This is a genomic window from Micromonospora sp. CA-248212, assembly GCF_050948405.1.
Lineage (GTDB): Bacteria > Actinomycetota > Actinomycetes > Mycobacteriales > Micromonosporaceae > Micromonospora.
The window spans coordinates 2073845-2090099 of sequence record NZ_CP192023.1 but is presented as its reverse complement, the minus strand read 5'-3'; the positions used below and the strand labels follow the sequence as shown (position 1 = coordinate 2090099).

15 protein-coding genes are annotated in these 16255 nt (G+C 71.6%); 7 read left to right on the top strand and 8 right to left on the bottom strand.

Annotated elements, in window-relative coordinates:
* The first annotated feature begins 131 nt into the window (after positions 1 to 131).
* The 3 genes from ACQP03_RS10375 to ACQP03_RS10365 all read left to right on the top strand — a co-directional run bounded on the left by ACQP03_RS10375 (position 132) and on the right by ACQP03_RS10365 (position 5727).
* Positions 132 to 2987: a BTAD domain-containing putative transcriptional regulator gene (locus ACQP03_RS10375; protein WP_433460835.1), complete on the top strand. Its 2856-nt coding sequence runs from the start codon at positions 132 to 134 to the stop codon at positions 2985 to 2987.
* A 109-nt stretch (positions 2988 to 3096) separates the two neighbouring features.
* Positions 3097 to 3330, top strand: a complete 234-nt coding sequence (locus ACQP03_RS10370; protein ID WP_357171436.1) for a holin — start codon at positions 3097 to 3099, stop codon at positions 3328 to 3330.
* A gap of 156 nt (positions 3331 to 3486) precedes the next feature.
* Positions 3487 to 5727 carry a glycoside hydrolase family 44 protein gene (locus ACQP03_RS10365; protein WP_357171435.1) on the top strand — a complete coding sequence of 747 codons (2241 nt, stop codon included), beginning with the start codon at positions 3487 to 3489 and terminating at the stop codon, positions 5725 to 5727.
* 162 nt (positions 5728 to 5889) lie between these two features.
* On the opposite strand, the gene ACQP03_RS10360 is transcribed toward ACQP03_RS10365, so the two are convergent.
* Both ACQP03_RS10360 and ACQP03_RS10355 read right to left on the bottom strand, forming a co-directional pair.
* Entirely contained in the window at positions 5890 to 6693 is an 804-nt protein-coding gene (locus ACQP03_RS10360) for an NAD(P)H-binding protein (RefSeq protein WP_433460834.1), read from the bottom strand.
* 89 nt (positions 6694 to 6782) lie between these two features.
* Positions 6783 to 6965, bottom strand: coding sequence for a hypothetical protein (locus tag ACQP03_RS10355; RefSeq protein ID WP_357123425.1), 183 nt, complete (start codon positions 6963 to 6965; stop codon positions 6783 to 6785).
* Here ACQP03_RS10355 and ACQP03_RS10350 point away from each other — a divergent pair.
* Positions 6882 to 7202 (top strand): winged helix-turn-helix transcriptional regulator, encoded by a 321-nt coding sequence (locus tag ACQP03_RS10350; protein ID WP_357123422.1) that lies wholly within the window; start codon positions 6882 to 6884, stop codon positions 7200 to 7202. The genes ACQP03_RS10355 and ACQP03_RS10350 overlap by 84 nt on opposite strands.
* 88 nt (positions 7203 to 7290) lie before the next feature.
* Here ACQP03_RS10350 and ACQP03_RS10345 read toward each other — a convergent pair whose 3' ends face one another.
* Positions 7291 to 7653, bottom strand: a complete 363-nt coding sequence (locus ACQP03_RS10345; RefSeq protein WP_355052955.1) for a winged helix-turn-helix transcriptional regulator — start codon at positions 7651 to 7653, stop codon at positions 7291 to 7293.
* Positions 7654 to 7761: 108 nt separating this feature from the next.
* On the opposite strand from ACQP03_RS10345, the gene ACQP03_RS10340 reads away from it, so the two are divergent.
* Complete coding sequence (locus ACQP03_RS10340) at positions 7762 to 8601, top strand: NAD(P)H-binding protein (RefSeq protein ID WP_357123299.1); 840 nt, start codon at positions 7762 to 7764, stop codon at positions 8599 to 8601.
* A 54-nt stretch (positions 8602 to 8655) separates the two neighbouring features.
* On the opposite strand, the gene ACQP03_RS10335 is transcribed toward ACQP03_RS10340, so the two are convergent.
* From ACQP03_RS10335 to ACQP03_RS10320, 4 genes are all read right to left on the bottom strand, one after another.
* Positions 8656 to 9384 carry an anti-sigma factor gene (locus tag ACQP03_RS10335; protein ID WP_357123296.1) on the bottom strand — a complete coding sequence of 243 codons (729 nt, stop codon included), beginning with the start codon at positions 9382 to 9384 and terminating at the stop codon, positions 8656 to 8658.
* The gene (locus ACQP03_RS10330; RefSeq protein ID WP_357123293.1) at positions 9381 to 10007 is read right to left on the bottom strand and encodes a sigma-70 family RNA polymerase sigma factor; all 627 of its coding nucleotides are present in this window, start codon (positions 10005 to 10007) and stop codon (positions 9381 to 9383) included. Before ACQP03_RS10330 ends, ACQP03_RS10335 begins: the two co-directional genes overlap by 4 nt.
* Before the next feature lie 76 nt (positions 10008 to 10083).
* Positions 10084 to 11607, bottom strand: a complete 1524-nt coding sequence (locus tag ACQP03_RS10325; protein ID WP_357394132.1) for a molybdopterin-dependent oxidoreductase — start codon at positions 11605 to 11607, stop codon at positions 10084 to 10086.
* A gap of 59 nt (positions 11608 to 11666) precedes the next feature.
* Positions 11667 to 12296: a fasciclin domain-containing protein gene (locus ACQP03_RS10320; RefSeq protein WP_357394130.1), complete on the bottom strand. Its 630-nt coding sequence runs from the start codon at positions 12294 to 12296 to the stop codon at positions 11667 to 11669.
* 554 nt (positions 12297 to 12850) lie between these two features.
* On the opposite strand from ACQP03_RS10320, the gene ACQP03_RS10315 reads away from it, so the two are divergent.
* Together ACQP03_RS10315 and ACQP03_RS10310 are read left to right on the top strand one after the other, a co-directional pair.
* Complete coding sequence (locus tag ACQP03_RS10315) at positions 12851 to 13894, top strand: hypothetical protein (RefSeq protein WP_357394128.1); 1044 nt, start codon at positions 12851 to 12853, stop codon at positions 13892 to 13894.
* 153 nt (positions 13895 to 14047) lie between these two features.
* Positions 14048 to 15151, top strand: a complete 1104-nt coding sequence (locus ACQP03_RS10310) for an FUSC family protein (protein WP_357394126.1) — start codon at positions 14048 to 14050, stop codon at positions 15149 to 15151.
* 322 nt (positions 15152 to 15473) lie between these two features.
* On the opposite strand, the gene ACQP03_RS10305 is transcribed toward ACQP03_RS10310, so the two are convergent.
* On the bottom strand, positions 15474 to 16103 hold the full coding sequence (locus ACQP03_RS10305; RefSeq protein WP_357171429.1) for a VOC family protein: 630 nt from the start codon (positions 16101 to 16103) through the stop codon (positions 15474 to 15476).
* Positions 16104 to 16255 lie beyond the last annotated feature (152 nt).

The following is a 16255-nucleotide window of genomic DNA, read 5'->3' as shown; positions in this document are numbered from 1 at the left end:
TGCGGATCCGGCGGCTGAGGAGAGCCTGGGCGAGGCCGCTTGGCGTCCGCTATCCGACCGCTTGGCGCCGGCCGCACGGGTCCCGCCGTCCATAGACTGTGGTCGTCCCATCACGACTGACGAGGAAAGCCATGCGGTGGTCAGTCCTCGGCCCCGTCCAGGTGACCGCCGGCGGGCGCGTCCTCCCCATCGACCGCCCCCAGCAACGCGCGGTGCTCGCGCTGCTGCTCCTCAACGCGGACCGGTTGGTACCTCTCGGGCAGGTCGTGTCGGCGCTCTGGGCCGATGACCCGCCGGCCAGCGCACGGACGCAGGTGCAGGTCTGCGTCTCCCGGATCCGGGCGGCCCTGCGCGAGGCGGGCGCGGGCGACCTGCTGGCGACGCAGGGCGGCGGCTACCGGCTCACCGTAGGCGGGACCGAGCTGGACCTCACCGAGTTCAGCGTGGCGGTCGAGCGGGCCCGCGTCGAGGAGACAGCCGGTCGGCGGGCCGAGGCGGCGCGGCTGCTGCGGGACGGCCTGGCGCTGTGGCAGGGGCCGGCGCTGGCCGGCGCGGCCGGCGCCTTCGTCGACGCCGCCGCCGCCGGACTGGACGAGCAGCGGCTGCTCGCGTACGAGCGGCTCGCCGCCGTGGAACTCGGCCTCGGCCGGTACGCCGCCACCGCGCACACCCTGCGCCCGCTGGTGGTCGAGCATCCGCTCCGGGAGCCGCTGGTGGCCGGTTACCTGCTCGCCCTTGCCGGCTGTGGCCAACAGGCCGCCGCGCTGCGGCTCTACGCCGAGACCCGCCGCCGTCTCGTCGACGAGTTGGGCGTCGATCCCGGCCCCGAGCTGCGCGAGGCCCACCTGCGGGTGCTGCGGGGGCAGACGACGGCCGAGCCCGCACCCGCGGGGCCCGCCGGTCCGACTCCGGCGCAGCTCCCCGGCGACCCCGCCTGGTTCACCGGCCGCGCCACGGCGCTGCGCCAACTGGACGCACTGCTGCCCGCCGACGCGGCGCGGGCCGCCCGGGACGGCGGCCAGGACGATCTCGGCCGGGCGGTGGTCATCTCCGCGATCGCCGGCACGGCCGGGGTCGGCAAGACCACCCTCGCGGTGCGCTGGGCCCACCAGGTCGCGCACCGCTACCCGGATGGGCAGCTCTACGTCAACCTGCGCGGGTTCGACCTCGACGGTCGGGCCGTGTCGCCGGGCGAGGCGCTGCGCGGCTTCCTGGAGGCGCTGCACGTGCCGCCTCAGCGCGTACCCACCGACCTGGCCGGGCAGGCCGCCCTGTTCCGGACGCTGCTCGCCCACCGCCGGGTCCTGGTGCTGCTCGACAATGCCCGCGACGACGAGCAGGTACGGCCCCTGTTGCCGGGATCCCCGGGCAGCCTGGTCGTGGTGACCAGCCGTAACCGGCTCACCGGCCTGGTGGTCAACGCCGGAGCCCACCCGGTGATGCTGGACCTGCTCGCACCGGCCGAGGCGCGGGAGCTGCTGATCGCTCGGCTCGGTCGCGGCCGTGCCCGGCGGGAAGAGACGGCGTTGGACGAGATCGTCCGGTGCTGCGCCGGCCTGCCGTTGGCCCTGGCCGTCGTCGCGGCCCGCGCGGTCGGGCAACCGGACGTGCCGCTGGCGGTGCTCGCGACCGAACTGCGGGACAGCGGCCCGGACCGGCTCAGCCCACTGGCCACCGGCGATCCGATGACCGACGTGCGGGCGGTCTTCTCCTGGTCGTACCGGGCCCTGGACGCCGACTCGGCCCGGTTGTTCCGACTGCTCGGGCTGCACCCCGGCCCCGACGCCGGACGGACGGCGGTGGCCAGCCTCGCCGGTCTGCCGCCGGCTCGGGTCGGTCCGCTGCTGGCCGACCTCACCCGCGCGAATCTGCTCACCGAGCGCACCGCCGGCCGGTACGCGATGCACGACCTGCTGCGCGCGTACGCCGCTGAGCTGTGCCACGACACCGACCCCTCGGTCGAGCGGGAGGCCGCCCGACGCCGCCTGTTCGACCACTACCTGCACGCCTCGCACGCGGCGGACCACCTGCTCGACCCGTACCGGTTGGCGCGACCGGCCGCGCTGCCGCCGCCGGCGACGGGAGTGACCGTGGGCGACCGCCCGGAGCACGGGTGGGCGACGGCGTGGTTCGCCGCCGAGCACCACGTCCTGTTGGCGTGTGTGGAACAGGCGGCAGCCGCCGGCCTGGACCGGCACGCGTGGACGCTGGCGGCGGCCCTCACCACGTACCTCGATCGCAGCGGGCACTGGCCGGAGCTCGCCGCCGCCCAGCGGACCGCGCTGGCGGCGGCGCGGCGTCGGGGTGACCTGGCCGGTCAGGCCCTGGCGCACCGCGGCCTCGCCATCGCCTGCACCTGGTCGGGCGATCACGAGGCGGCGCACCGGCACTACCGACGCGACCTGGAGCTGTACCGCGAGCTGGGCGACGACACCGGACGGGCGCACACGCACCTCGGGGTGAGCTGGGTGCTCGCCCGGCAGGGTCGGCTGCGGTCGGCCCTGGACGAGACCCGGCTGGCCCTCGACCTCTACCGGGCCGCCGACTACCGGGTCGGGCAGGCCAAGGCGCTCAACAATCTGGGCTGGATGCACGCCCGGCTCGGCGAGCCGGGGCCGGCGTTGCAGTGCTGCCAGGCGGCCCTGCGGCTGCACGAGGAGACCGGCGACCGGCACGGCGCGGCGCTGACCTGGGACAGCCTCGGGTACGTCCGGCACGGCCTCGGCGACCACGACGAGGCCGCGGACTGCTACCGGCGGGCGCTGGCACTGCACCGCGAACTCGGCGACCGGTACGACGAGGCGGAGGTGCTGGACAACCTGGGTGACAGTCTGCGGGCCGCCGGTGACCTCGACGCCGCGCGCCGGGCGTGGCGGGAGGCGTTGACGATCTTCGACGAGCTGCGCCATCCGGACGCCGACCGGCCCCGGGCCAAGCTGGCCGTCCCGGCCGTCCCCGTGGCGCCCACCGGCGGTGGCGAGCTCTGACCGAGCCGGGCCGCCGGCAACAGCTGAAACGCGACGAGCATCCACCCCTCCTGACCAGGCATTCTTGGCTCATGGACCATTCCACGAACCTGGCTCTGGAGGTACGGACATGTTCACCACGAGATTCTGGAAGGCCACCGCCGAGCGGGCGGTGAAGAGCGCCGCGCAGGGTCTGCTCCTCTACTGGGGGGCCGACGTGGTGTTCAACGCGTGGCAGGCGGACTGGGCGGCAGCGGGTGGCATCGCGTCCGGCGCCGCGGTGCTGTCGGTGCTCACCTCGCTCGTGAGCGCGAGGGTGTCGGGCGAGGGTGACTCGCCCAGCCTGGTGGGCGGCGAGCAGTAGCACCGACCCAGCCGGGAGCCCTTCGGCGTCGAAGGCGCTCCCGGCCGTCGAATTGACTCGGAGGCACGAAGGCGCGACGCTGTGGCAGCGCTCCCATCGACGGGCTCCTATTCGAAAGGAATGCTCGTGCGTCCCCACACAGCTCTACTTCCGGTCGTGCTCGCCACGGCCCTCGGCGGTCTGGCCCTGCCCGCGCCCGCCCTGGCCGCGGCTGGCCCGGCACTGGCCGTGGACACCACCGCCGCCCGGCACCAGATCAGCCCGTACATCTACGGGATGAACTTCGCGGACGAGGCCCTCGCCCGCGACCTGCGGCTGCCGGTGCACCGCTACGGCGGCAACGCCACCACCCGTTACAACTTCCGCGCCGACACCACCAACCGCGCGGCGGACTGGTACTTCGAGAACATCCCCAACGACAACCCGAGTCCCGGGGACCTCCCGAAGGGCTCGGAGAGCGACCGGTTCGTGCGGCAGAACAAGGCCACCGGGGCCGCCACGGTCATGACGATGCCGATGCTCGGCTGGATCGCCAAGGACCGGACGCGGGCCTGTGGCTTCAGCGTCGCCAAGTACGGCCCGCAGGAGTCCACCGATCCCTGGGCACCGGACTGCGGCAACGGCAAGAAGCCGGACGGGTCACTGATCACCGGCAACGATCCGGAGGACACCAGCACCGCCGTCGGCCCGGAGTACGCCACCGACTTCGTCAACCACCTCAAGGAGCAGTTCGGGGCCGCCGCCGACGGAGGGGTCCAGTTCTACAACCTGGACAACGAGCCGGATCTGTGGCACTCCACCCACCGCGACGTCCGCCCGACCGGGCTGGGCTACGACGAGCTACGCGACCGCACCTACGAGTACGCCGCCGCGATCAAGGCCGCCGACCCCGGCGCGAAGACGCTCGGTCCCGTCGGCTGGGGCCTGAACTCGATCATCTACTCGGGCCTCGACCAGGACACCTGCTCGCGCACCGGCTGCTGGTCGAACCCGCCGGACAAGGCCGCGCACGGCGGGCAGGACCTCGGCCCGTGGTACCTCGACCGGATGCGCGAGTACGAGCAGCAGCACGGCACCCGCATCCTCGACTACTTCGACGTCCACCTCTACCCGCAGCAGTCCGGCGTGCTCGGCGACGCGGCCGGCGACGCCAACACCCAGGCGCTGCGACTGCGCTCGACCCGCCAACTCTGGGACCCGACCTACGTGGACGAGAGCTGGATCAACCAGCCGGTCCGGTACATCCCGCGCCTGCGCGAGCTGGTCGACCAGCACTACCCGGGCACGAAGATCGCGATGACCGAATACAACTGGGGCGGCTACGGGTCGCTCAACGGCGCTCTCGCCCAGGCCGACGTCCTCGGCATCTTCGGCCGCGAAGGACTCGACCTGGCGACCCTCTGGACCGCACCGACGACCGACCAGCCGGTGGCCAACGCCTTCCGCATCTACCGCAACTACGACGGCTCCGGCGGTGCGTTCGGTGACACCTCCGTCCAGGCGACCAGCGCCGACCAGGGCAAACTGGCCGTGTACGCCGCCGAGCGCAGCGCCGACAAGGCGCTCACCGTGGTCGTCGTCAACAAGACCGGCGACGACCTGACCAGCCCGGTCGCCCTCACCGGCGTCTCCGCGAGCACCGCCCAGGTCTACCGGTACAGCGGGACGAACCTGGCCGGCGTCGTCCGGGAGGCCGACCAGCCGGTGACCGCCGGTGGCCTCACGACCACCTTCCCGGCCAACTCGATCACCCACCTGGTGCTGCCGCGCGCCACCGCGCCCGGCGACACCCAGGCGCCGACCGCCCCGGGCAAGCCGACCGCCGGCACGGTCACCAGCGACAGCATCGCGCTGGCCTGGACGCCGTCCACCGACGACACCGCCGTCACCGGCTACGACGTGCACCGGGTCGACACCACCGGCACGGTGAAGATCGGCAGCGCCACCGGCACCACGTACACCGTGACCGGGCTGACGCCGGACACCCCGTACACCTTCGTGGTGACCGCCCGCGACGCGGCGGGGAACGTCTCGGCGGCCTCGCCCGGCCTGACCGTGCGGACCGCGCCCACCGCGCCCACCGCCCGTTGCGCGGTCGGCTACACCGCGAACAGTTGGCCGGGCGGCTTCACCGCGACCGTGACGATCAAGAACACCGGGACCACCGCGATCGACGGGTGGAAACTCGGCTTCGACTTCCCCACCGCCGGCCAGAAGGTCAGCCAGGGCTGGTCGGCCACCTGGAAACAGAACGGCACGAGCGTCACCGCGGACAGCATGAGCTGGAACGGCAAACTCGCCGTCGGCGCGTCCACGAGCATCGGCTTCAACGGGACGTGGAGCGGCACCAACCCGGCGCCGACCGCCTTCACCCTCAACGGTCAACGCTGCGGATGACCTGAGAGTCCCACTCCGTTAGCAGGCCGCAGGGGTCCGGGGCGCAGCGTCGCCCCGGACCCCTCGCCCGCGAGCGGCGGAGCACTGAGCTTCTACGGTCGGGACCTGATCGCCGCCGTCCTGGCAGCTGTCGAGCCTCAGGACCGGGCGGAGCAGGTTCTGTCAACGCGCGGCGGCTGTGACATCGGCGGCGGCGGCGAGGGGATCCGTGAGCGGTCGATCCAGCAGGCGCCCGAGGTCAGGACCGGTGTGGTGGAGAAACCCGTGGCGGACACTGCTGGCGATCGAGGCGAGCATCGGCGGCTGGAACGGCAGCAGGATGGCGTTGCCGAGCAGACGGGCGCGGTACTCGCCAAGATCGATCGTGCGGTGCGCGACGCCGAGACGATCGGCGATGTCGCCGGCGGTGATCGGGGTTCCGACCAGGTCGTACACCTTTCCGGCGTGGGCGCTGGGCTCGCTGGCGACGACGGCTGCGGCAGCGGCCAGGTCGGCCCGCGCCACCGCGGCGAGCGCGCCGGTCCCGAACGCCGACTCCAGGCCGTCGGGCGTCCACGTGAGCAGGGCGCCGAAGAGTTCGGCGTACAGCCCGTTCCGCAGGATCGTCCAGGCGAGCCCGCTGGTCGTGATCAGGTGCTCGGTAGCCCGGTGGGCCAGCGCGAACCCGAGATGGTCCCCGGCGCTGGTCAGGCTGGTGTACGTCACGTGCGCCACTCCGTCGCGCCGGGCGGCGTCGAGGAGGGCTCGGTGACGCGCGATGACTGTGTCGTCCTCGGCGTACCCGGCCGAGATCAGGACCAGGGTCGAAACCCCGGTGAGGTCAAGGGTCGCGGGATCGTCGAAGTCGAGGTGGCGCTGTGCGCCAGTGGGAGTGCGACTTGCCGCCAGGGCGGGTGTCCCTCGCTGGGCCAGCTCTGCGAGGGTGCGCGAGGCGAGCTGCCCGTTGGCGCCGGTAACCATGATCATTGCGGCTCGGTCTCCTGCCGTGGTTCTCTTCAGTAACTACCGGGCAGCCTGGACCCACGCCCGGCGGGCCACAAGGAGGCAGTCTCGTGTCACCAGCGCACACCGAGGTAACCGCGGAAGCCGCCGAGCTCGAACCGTGCGGACAGCCGGAACACCCGGACTGCGGCATCCGAGACGTTCTTGACCGGGTGGGCGACAAGTGGTCCGTACTCGTGATCGTCGAACTCGCCGCCGGGCCGCGACGCTTCCGCCAACTCCAGCGCGCCATCCATGGGATCTCCCAGCGCATGCTGACCCTCACGGTGCGCCGCCTGGAACGAGACGGCCTCGTCCTTCGGACCGTTTACCCGAGCGTGCCCGCCCAGGTCGACTACCGCCTCACCGAAACCGGCACCAGCCTCACCCATCTCGTCAAGGCCCTCGCCGACTGGTCGCTGGCACACCGCGACGTCATCGCCGAAGCCCGTCAGGCGTACGACAGCGACCACCCCGGCAACGAGATCCGGTGACCCGCAGCGCATCTTCGACAAGCTGACCGCGCCAGCTCGTCGGCCCGCCCATCACGGTGAGGTTCTGCTTCCGCGTTGTGGATGGTCCTCATCGCCCGGCGTCGTAGGCATCCCGCGCGCGTTCCACCTCTGGGAGGCTGGCGTCGGCCCACGTGGCCAGGTGGGCGAAGATCGGGCCGAGACTGGCGCCCAACTCGGTGATCTGGTACTCGACTCGCGGCGGCACCTCGGCGTGGTAGGTGCGCGTCACGAGTCCGTCGCGTTCGAGTTGGCGGAGCCGCTGCGTGAGCACCTTGGGCGTGATGCTCGTCAGTCGGCGCTCCAACTCCACGAAGCGCTGCCGACCGTATTCGTGCAAAGCCCACAGGATTGGCGTGGTCCACCGGCTGAACACGATGTCCACGACCGGCGCGACCGGACATGCCAGCTCGGGATCCGTCGAGCGCTGCATGTGCCCTCCGTCACATATCCATTACTATCCTCTAGGTACCTACTATATCGGCGCTACTAGCGTTTCCGGCAACCGCGCGAACGACGCGGTCGAACTGGAGACACAGACATGTTTGTCGTGGTTGGAGCCACCGGAAACGTCGGCAGTACGCTCACGTCAATCCTCGCGGCCTCGGGCGGTGGGGTGACGGCGGTATCCCGGGGACGACGCCCGATCGCCCTGCCAGACGGGGTCCGTCACCATCACGCGGACCTGGAGCGGCCGGAAAGTCTGAGCCCGGTGCTCGCCGGCGCCGACGCGCTGTACCTCCTCGTCGAGGGCGCCGGAGCCCATCTCGACATGCGCGAGATCCTGCGGGTCGCCGCGGCCGGTGGCGTGAAGCGCATCGTGCTGCAGTCCTCGCAGGCGGTCGTCACACGGCCCGACTCGCCGTCACACGCACCCCTGCACGCCATTGAGGACCTGATCCGCCGATCCGACCTCGGCTGGACGATACTGCGCCCTGGCGGCTTCGCCTCCAACGCATTCGCCTGGGCGGAACCGGTGCGGAGTACGCGGATGGTGGCCGCGCCGTTCGGCGACGTCGGTCTACCCTTGGTCGACCCGGCCGACATCGCCGAAGTGGCGGCCGCAGCCCTGCTCGACAGCTCGCACGTCGGCCGCACCTACGAACTGACCGGCCCGGCTCTGAGCACGCCTCGCGAACGGGTCGCCGACCTCGCCGCCGCGCTCGGCGAGCCGATCGGCTTCGTGGACCAGACGCCGAACGAAGCCCGTGAGCAGATGCTGCGCTTCATGCCGCCACCGGTGGTCGAGGGCACGCTGGCGATCCTCGGCACGCCCACCGAAGCCGAACAGCGGATCAGCCCGGACATCGCCGAGATCCTGGGCCGATCCCCACGCCCCTTCGCCGCCTGGGCGAAGCGCAACATCGACGCTTTCCGCTGACGCCTCGCGCCCGTGGCGGTACGGCGGAGCAGCGATCTCTCCTGGCGCCGGTGCTCAGCTCAGCGCGACCGTGCCCACGATTCGCGTGGGGGCGACGGAACCGCCCACCGGTTCGTTGGAGACGCCGAACGTTCCCGCCTCGGCAACCGGGCCGATGACCGTGGTCGACTCCCTGACTCCCTCTGCCAGCCGTCCCACCTTGCGGGGCTCGCTGCCACGGATGAGCCACAGCTCGTAGATCCGCCCGGGGCCGGGCTCGGGCAGGTCGCGCAGCAGCACCACCCCGCGGTCCCGGCTGCGGGAGACCACCACGGTCGCGGCGCCACCGGGCTGGAGAGACCGCTCGAACACCCGGGCGTCCGGGGCGTCCAGGACGGCGGCGATCTGCCGCGCCTGCTCGCTGCTGGCCCGCTCGTCGCTGACCCGATCGTTGGTCACGGCCCAGGTGGCCGCGCTCGCGCCGCCGGCCACGAGGACGGCCACCGCGGCGGCCACCGTAAGGCGTCGCCACCTGCCTGCCTGCCGTGTGGCGCTGTCCCCGGCGGCTGCGGAGCGCACCTGCGGGGTGCGCGCCGCCTGGACGAGGGTGCGCTCCCGCAACCCCTGGGGCAGGGCCTCGACGACGGTATCGTCGGCGAGCCGGGCGACCGTCTCCCGTAGCTCGGTCACCTCCTGTCGGCACGACTCGCAGTCGGCCAGGTGCCGCTCGAACGCCGCCCTCTCAAGGTCGTCGACCGCGTTCAGGGCGTACGCGCCGGCGAGGGTGTGGATGTCGGCACTCATGCCCGTCCCTCCATGTCGATGCCCAGGCAGTCACGCATCCGGATCAGTCCGTCGCGCATCCGCGTCTTCACCGTCGGCAGCGGTGTCTTCAGCTTTTCGGCGACCTCACGGTAGGTGTGGCCGCCGTAGTAGGCCAGGACCACCGCCTCCCGCTGGACCGGTGTCAGCCGGCCCAGACAGCGACGGACCTGTTCGCGCTCCAACCGGGCGGTGACGTCCTCGACGACCTCGTCGTAGGGGACGTGCGTCTCGGTCGCGGCGACCCGCTGGGTGCGGTCGGTGTGGGCCTGCTCGGAGCGCACCCGGTCCACCGCCCGCCGGTGCGCCATCGTCAGGATCCAGGCGGAGGCCGAGCCACGACCGGCCTCGAATCGGCCGGCGGTGCGCCACACCTCGACCAGCACCTCCTGCGTCACCTCCTCCGCCTGCGCCGGGTCGCGCACGACGCGGCGGGCCAGCCCGAGGACGCGGCCGGCCATGGTGTCGTACAGCGCCGCGAACGCCGCCTCGTCACCGCGTGCCACCCGCGCCAGCAGCTCGTCGGGGCTCGGTGGCGTCGCGGTATCCGGCGGCACCGAACGTAACCGCCGCGCGTGTTCCGGGTCGCCGCTCATCCTCGGCATGTCCTCTCCTGTGCAGGCGGCCGTGCAGTCTGCCGCCGCGTACTCGTTCCTGGCCGGAATCACGGCAAGCACCAGGTCAGGTGATCGTGACGGTGGTGCTGTGCCAGCCGGTCGCGCCGTCGGGGAAGGGCGCAGCCCGTTGGTCGGTCTGGGTCGCACCTGTCGCATCGGTGGCCCGTACGCGCAGGGTGTGGCTACCCGGGGTGGCGTCCCAGCGGTAGGTCCACTGCCGCCACAGGTCCGGCGATGGTCCATCGGCGAGGCGGGCCTGCCGCCACGGCCCGTCGTCGACCTGAATCTCGACGGCCACGATTCCGCGCCGTTGCGCCCACGCGACACCGGCGATGATGACAGGCCCGGCGCGACGTTGCGCGAAAGGTCTCGGAGTGTCGATGCGCGATGCGGTCTTGACGGGCGCGTCGGCGGCCCACCCGCGCTGCACCCAGTAGGGGTCGAACGCGTCGAAGGTGGTCACCTTCATCGAGGTGAGCCACTTGCAGGCCCCCACGTAGCCGTAGAGGCCGGGAACGAGCATGCGGACAGGGAAACCGTGTTCCAGGGGCAGGGGTTCACCGTTCATGGCCACGGCCAGGAGCGCGTCGCGCCCGTCGAGGATCGCCGCGAGCGGAGTGCCGATGGTCATGCCCTCCACCGAGCGGCTGACAAGCTGGTTCTGCCCGGCGTGGAGGCCCGCCTCGCGAAGCAGCGGTGCAAGGGGAACCCCCGTCCAGCGGGCGGTGCCGATGTAGGGACCGCCGACCTCGTTCGAGACACAGTTCAGGGTGATGTCACGCTCGACGAGGCCACGGGCGAGAAGATCCTCGAATGTCCAGGTACGAGGACGGTCGACTGCCCCGTCCAGGGTCAACCGCCAGGTCTTCACATCGACCTGCGGGACGGTGAGTGCCGTGTCGACACGGTAGAAGTCCCGGTTGCGGGTGAGGAACGCCGAAACCCCGTCGACACCGACGGAGACACCGCCGGGTAGCGGCGGTGCCGGTCGTACCGGCGGCGGAATGCGAACGGCGGCGCGGGAACGGGCGCCAACCGCACTGCCGCGACCGACGGCCTGGCCAACGGCGGCCGTGGCACCGGCGGTCAGCGCGGTCCCCGCTGTCGTGGCCAGGAACTGACGGCGGTTGAGCAGCCTCGGCCGGCTCGGCGCGATGGCCGTTACCGTTCGACCGGCGCGCGCCAACAGCAACATCGCGGCCGATCCGACGCCGACGCCCGTCAGGACCGGCAGGACGTCCAGGGGTGTCGCCCCCGGGCGGGACAGGACGGCCGCGACACCGACAGCGGCGAACACGGCGAGACCAGCCAGACCGTAGCGTCGTCGTCGAAGCGCCGCCGCGCCGAGCAGAACCGCGGCCAGGGCCAGCAGCGCGTAGACGCCGACGAGGAGCGCGATCTTGTCGTTCGCGCCGAAGGTGCGGATGGCGAACGCCTTGACGCCCTGCGGTGCCAGGTCGATGGCGACGCCGCCGACTGCCAGCACCGGATCGGCGGCCGGGGCAACCAGTGCCGCGAGGAGATGCGCCACGGCCAGGGTCACTCCGGCGGTCAGCAGGCCGACGACCGCGCCGCGGACGGCGGTCATGCGGAGGGTCGGCCCCGGCCGACGAGTCGCCGGCCGGGGCTCGATGTCGGTCGCCGCCATCAGCTCTTGGGCATCAGAACGGTGTCAACGATGTAGACGGTGGCGTTGGCCGTCGAGACGTTCCCGCAGACCACCATCGAGGTGCCGTTGACGGTGAACGACGAGCCGCTGCCGGTCACCTCGAGGTCGCCGCCCTGCAACGTCTTGTGGGTGCCCGCCAGGGTGTCCGGCGACAGCTGGGTCGTCACCACGTGGTAGGTCAGGATCTTCTTCAGCAGGGCGTCATCGGCCAGGACCTTGTCCAGGTCCGCCTTCGGGATCTTGGCGAACGCATCGTCGGTCGGCGCGAACACCGTGACGCCCTGCGCGCCGTTGAGCGAGTCCACCAGGTTGGCCTTCTTCACGGCCGTCACCAGCGTCGACAGCAGCGGGTTGCCGGACGCGGCCGTGGCCACCGGCACCTTCGCCATCGCCTCGAAACTACCGGGGTTGGACGCATCGGTCGGCACGGCAGCGCACCCCGAGCCGAACTGACCGGACATCATCGTCGAGGGCGAAGCCGATGCCATCGGCGCGCTGGCCGACATGCTCGGCGCGCCGCTGGCGCTGTCCCCGTTGTCGGTACCGCCGCAGGCGGACAGGGCCAGCACAGCGATCACGCCAATGGAGGCGAACAGGCGACGCTTCATACGAACTCCTCAAATGCTTGTACTTCACTGCTGTTGTCATGAGGCATTCGAGGCCGATCGCGAGACGGATGGGCGCAACAGGGAGCAAATTCGGAACGGCACCGGGAGCAGACCTGCGGGCTTGTGTCCAACCGGCCTCTGACCTGCACAATCCGAGCTGGCCTGGCCAGCCTCACGGCCAGGGCAGCATCTTGCGGAACTGCGCCGGAGCCGTCCCGCCCGAAAGCATGAGTGCCCAGGCACCGGGTGCCCGAGGTGGCATGGGCAGCCAACAGCGCAACAAGCACGACAGCGGCGGCGAGTCGGCGCGGGGCCGCCGGCACCCGGGCAACGGCGCACGGGGCCGGCAGGGGGCGACGGTCGAGCACTTGCCTGATCAGCGGCACGAGCGCACCGCTACCGGATCAGCGGGGATCGAGCGCGACCATGGCCGGTCGAAGGCGGCCCACGAGGGCCGAGTCAACCGCCAGGGTACGGCCTGACCGGTCGGAGCCGAATCACCGCCGAAAAATCAGCTACTCCGACAGCCGGGGCGCCGTCGCAGACGTCGACTGGTGCCAGCGATCCGGGGTATCAGGACCGGTACGCGGGTCATAAGATCCACCGATATGGCCCGCACCACGCCTCCGCGTCCGCTGGATATCACCGCGGTATTTCCCGAGCTACGGGAACATTCCACCACGGCCACCCGCCTGCATCCCCGACCCGGCGCTCCGACCGTCAGGGACAGCTCGGTCGGTGGACCGCTGCTGTGGCCGGCCCACGAGGTGTGGCCGGTCTGCGACGACGCCGGGGCGCACGAGCCGTGGAACCTTACGACCCCGGCTGCCCTGCGCCGCAGGCGGGAGATCCTCGCGACCGCAGAGGCCCGGGATCCGGTGCCGGGTGGGGACTTCTTGACCGTCAAGGAGCGGGCGGAACTCGACGCCGCCGACGCCCTGGAACTGGACGGCCTGATCGAGGATCCCATCCCGTTGGTCCCCGTCGCGCAGCTCTACCGACGAGACATCCCGGATTACGCCGGTCCGGACGACACCGACCTGCTCCAGGTGCTGTGGTGCCCGGTAGACCACTCGGACCGGCACTACAGCCCTCGCGTCTTCCTCTACTGGCGCGACAGTTCCACCGTCGGCCCCCTGCTCGAAGCACCTCCCGAGCCGCCGGTGATCAGCGACATGTACCTGCCGATCCCGTGCGTGCTGCACCCCGAGCAGGTCCACGAGTACCAGTACGCCGATCTGCTCCCTGCTGACCTACGCGACCGGCTCGACGAGTGGGATGACGACGAGGACGAGAGCCGTCCCCGTTATCAGAGCGACCTGTCGCTGGCGCCGGGATGGAAGGTCGGCGGGTTCGCGAACTGGTCTCTGACCGATCCGTACCCGATGGACTGTGTCGCCTGCGGCACCGCGATGACCTTGATGTTCACCGTGGATTCGGGCGACTGGAACGGGATGCATTGCAGCTGGCGCCCGTCCGAGGAGGACCCGACCGCGTCCCCCGACATCGTCGGCGTGCAGATCGGGCGCGGCTACTCGCTGTACACCTTCCGCTGCCCCGTGTCATTCGATCATCCTCCGCTCACCGCCATGCAGTGAAGCGGCCGCCCACGATGACCTGCCATCGGCCTCTCGTCCCGCGTGCCGCCCGCCACCCAACGATTGAGCAGCTCACAGGCGGGGTAGTCCCGGTCCTCGCGGAAGATCAATAGGCGGCCGGGTCGGGTCCGTCCGGCGAGAGGGGCAGCACCGGTGCGGACGTGGGGGCGCGACGCCGTAGCGCGGTTGCGGGACGACGGGATGACGGTGGTCGAGCTGACCGCCGCCGCGGTGGTCGCCTGGATCGTGGCGGCGGTGGTGATCCGTCACCCGGACCCGTTCTATGCGCCGACCGCCGCGCTCGTCGTGCTCGGTGAGTCCCGCGGGCGACGGCTACGGCAGACCGTCGAGATCCTGCTCGCGGTGGCCGCCGCCGTGCTCGTCGCGGAGCTGCTCGTGTACGCGCTGGGCCCCGGTACCGGCACGGTCCTGCTGGTGCTGCTGCTGACCACCACGACGCTGGTGCTGATCGGAGCCCGCCGTGCCCTGGTCGTGCAGGCCACCGTGTCGGCCATGTACCTGGTCGTGGTCGCCGCGCCGCACGGGACGCTGATGCCGTTCCGCTTCGTCGACGCGCTCATCGGCGGCGCGGTGGCGTTGGCCGCCAGCCAGCTAATGGCCGCCCGCGACCCGTTGGCGCCGCTGGTGGCGCAGGGCCGGCGCAGCTACACCGACCTGGCCGACCTGCTCGACGAGGTGAACACCGCGCTGCGGGGCTGCGACGAGGCAGCCGCGCGCGCCGCGCTGGACCAGGCTCGGCAGGTGGACGACTGCGTCGCCCAGCTACAGACCGCCGTGCTCGCCACCGGTGAGACGCTGCGGCTGGGACTGCGCCGCCGGCACCTGGGCAAGCTCGTCGACGTGGAGGCGACACTGCGGCAGCTCGACTACGCCGCGCGCAACATCCGGGTGCTGGCGCGGGCCGGCGTGACCCTGACCCGCCGGCACACCGCCACACCGCCGGAGCTGGCCGCCGCGATCGGCGCGCTGACCGCCGCAGTACGGTCGGCCGGGGAGGCTCTGGCCAGCGACCTCAGCGGCGCCGACGCCGACCGGCACGCGCACCGGGCCGACGCGGCGGCCCTGGAAGCGGTCCGGATCGCCGCGGGCCTGCTGCGGTCCGATCCGCCGCTGCCCGTCACCATGATCGTCGGACAGATCCGGGCGACCGCCATCGACCTGCTGCGCGGCGTCGGCCACGACGACGTGGGGGTGCTGGACCGGGTGGACGAGGCGCTCGGTCTGAGCCGGGTGTGACGCCCGGTCAGTCGGGGCGAGAGGCAGTTCGTGCCCATCTCGCCCGTTGCGGGCTGGACCGCGCCGCCGCGCGCGGCCGGTGGCCGGGCGTGACCCTCAGCCACCTGCGTGGAGGCGGATGCGGCGGTAAGCGGTATACCGCACAGTCATATTCATACCTCTGAGGAATACCGCTCAACAGCACCATCGCCACGGCGGGCAGCCAAAGCGAGGGAGCGCTTTTCGCCCAATTCCTTGCGCAGTTCGTTCACGAGCCCGCGTTCGGGTTCCCAAAAGATCAGCAGCTTCGGGCCCATCTGCGGGTCGCGCTCTGGCTGGCCCGCTACTCGCGTCCAACCCAGGTCGCGACGCATGCCTCATTACCCTCGGGGTCGGCCAGCACCCACCACTTCGGCGCGTGTGCGTCGGAGACGACGCGCCCGCCGGCGGCCAGGGCGGCGGCGACGCGGTCCTTCGCTTGATCGTGCGGGACGGCGATGTCGACATGCATCCGGTTGCGTTGCGGTCGCGCCGTCTCCATGGGTTGCAGCCCGAATCCGGGCCCCCGTCGCGCCGGATCGGCCAGGTAGTCGTCACCGATCTGCCGGTATCCCAGCAGCGCCTGCCAGAACGGCAGCACGTCCGACTTCACCAGGGCATCGAGGGTGATGTTGAGGAGCTGCACCGCCGTGGGATCGGCGGGGATGCCCAGCGCCCGCGCAGCGGCCGATATCCGTCGCGCCAATGAGATGTCACGCCGCGACAGCGACACGGTGACGCCCGCGTGGCGCAGATCCAGGTTGAGATGCTCCTGCTCGTCGCGGCCGGCGAGCCGGCCGATCTCGTCGACGAACGCGATCCCCGCCGACAGCGAGCCAGTCCGGAAGTAGGCCGAAACCAGGTGGTAGAGACAACGCCAGTCTTCTACACCGTCAGCCTCGTGGAAACGCCCAGCGGTGATCTGCACCGTCACGTTCGCGAACCTAACAGCAGGATGCTCACCTGAGCCAGCCGAGGAAGCGTCGGGGCAGCGCACCCGCCGGGTCCGCGCAGTCGCGGCAGGAGTGAATCCTCAACACGAACAGCGTTCAGACAATGGAGCCCCGGGGCGTTCCGGCAACCGAC

Excerpts from the sequence above, each read along its gene's own strand:
- ACQP03_RS10375 (WP_433460835.1), top strand. The coding sequence starts at position 132 with ATGCGGTGGTCAGTCCTCGGCCCCGTCCAGGTGACCGCCGGCGGGCGC.
- ACQP03_RS10355 (WP_357123425.1), bottom strand. The coding sequence starts at position 6,965 with ATGGATGGCGCGCTGGAGTTGGCGGAAGCGTCGCGGCCCGGCGGCGAG.
- ACQP03_RS10335 (WP_357123296.1), bottom strand. The coding sequence starts at position 9,384 with ATGAGTGCCGACATCCACACCCTCGCCGGCGCGTACGCCCTGAACGCG.
- ACQP03_RS10330 (WP_357123293.1), bottom strand. The coding sequence starts at position 10,007 with ATGCCGAGGATGAGCGGCGACCCGGAACACGCGCGGCGGTTACGTTCG.
- ACQP03_RS10345 (WP_355052955.1), bottom strand. The coding sequence starts at position 7,653 with ATGCAGCGCTCGACGGATCCCGAGCTGGCATGTCCGGTCGCGCCGGTC.
- ACQP03_RS10360 (WP_433460834.1), bottom strand. The coding sequence starts at position 6,693 with ATGATCATGGTTACCGGCGCCAACGGGCAGCTCGCCTCGCGCACCCTC.
- ACQP03_RS10370 (WP_357171436.1), top strand. The coding sequence starts at position 3,097 with ATGTTCACCACGAGATTCTGGAAGGCCACCGCCGAGCGGGCGGTGAAG.
- ACQP03_RS10340 (WP_357123299.1), top strand. The coding sequence starts at position 7,762 with ATGTTTGTCGTGGTTGGAGCCACCGGAAACGTCGGCAGTACGCTCACG.
- ACQP03_RS10320 (WP_357394130.1), bottom strand. The coding sequence starts at position 12,296 with ATGAAGCGTCGCCTGTTCGCCTCCATTGGCGTGATCGCTGTGCTGGCC.
- ACQP03_RS10325 (WP_357394132.1), bottom strand. The coding sequence starts at position 11,607 with ATGACCGCCGTCCGCGGCGCGGTCGTCGGCCTGCTGACCGCCGGAGTG.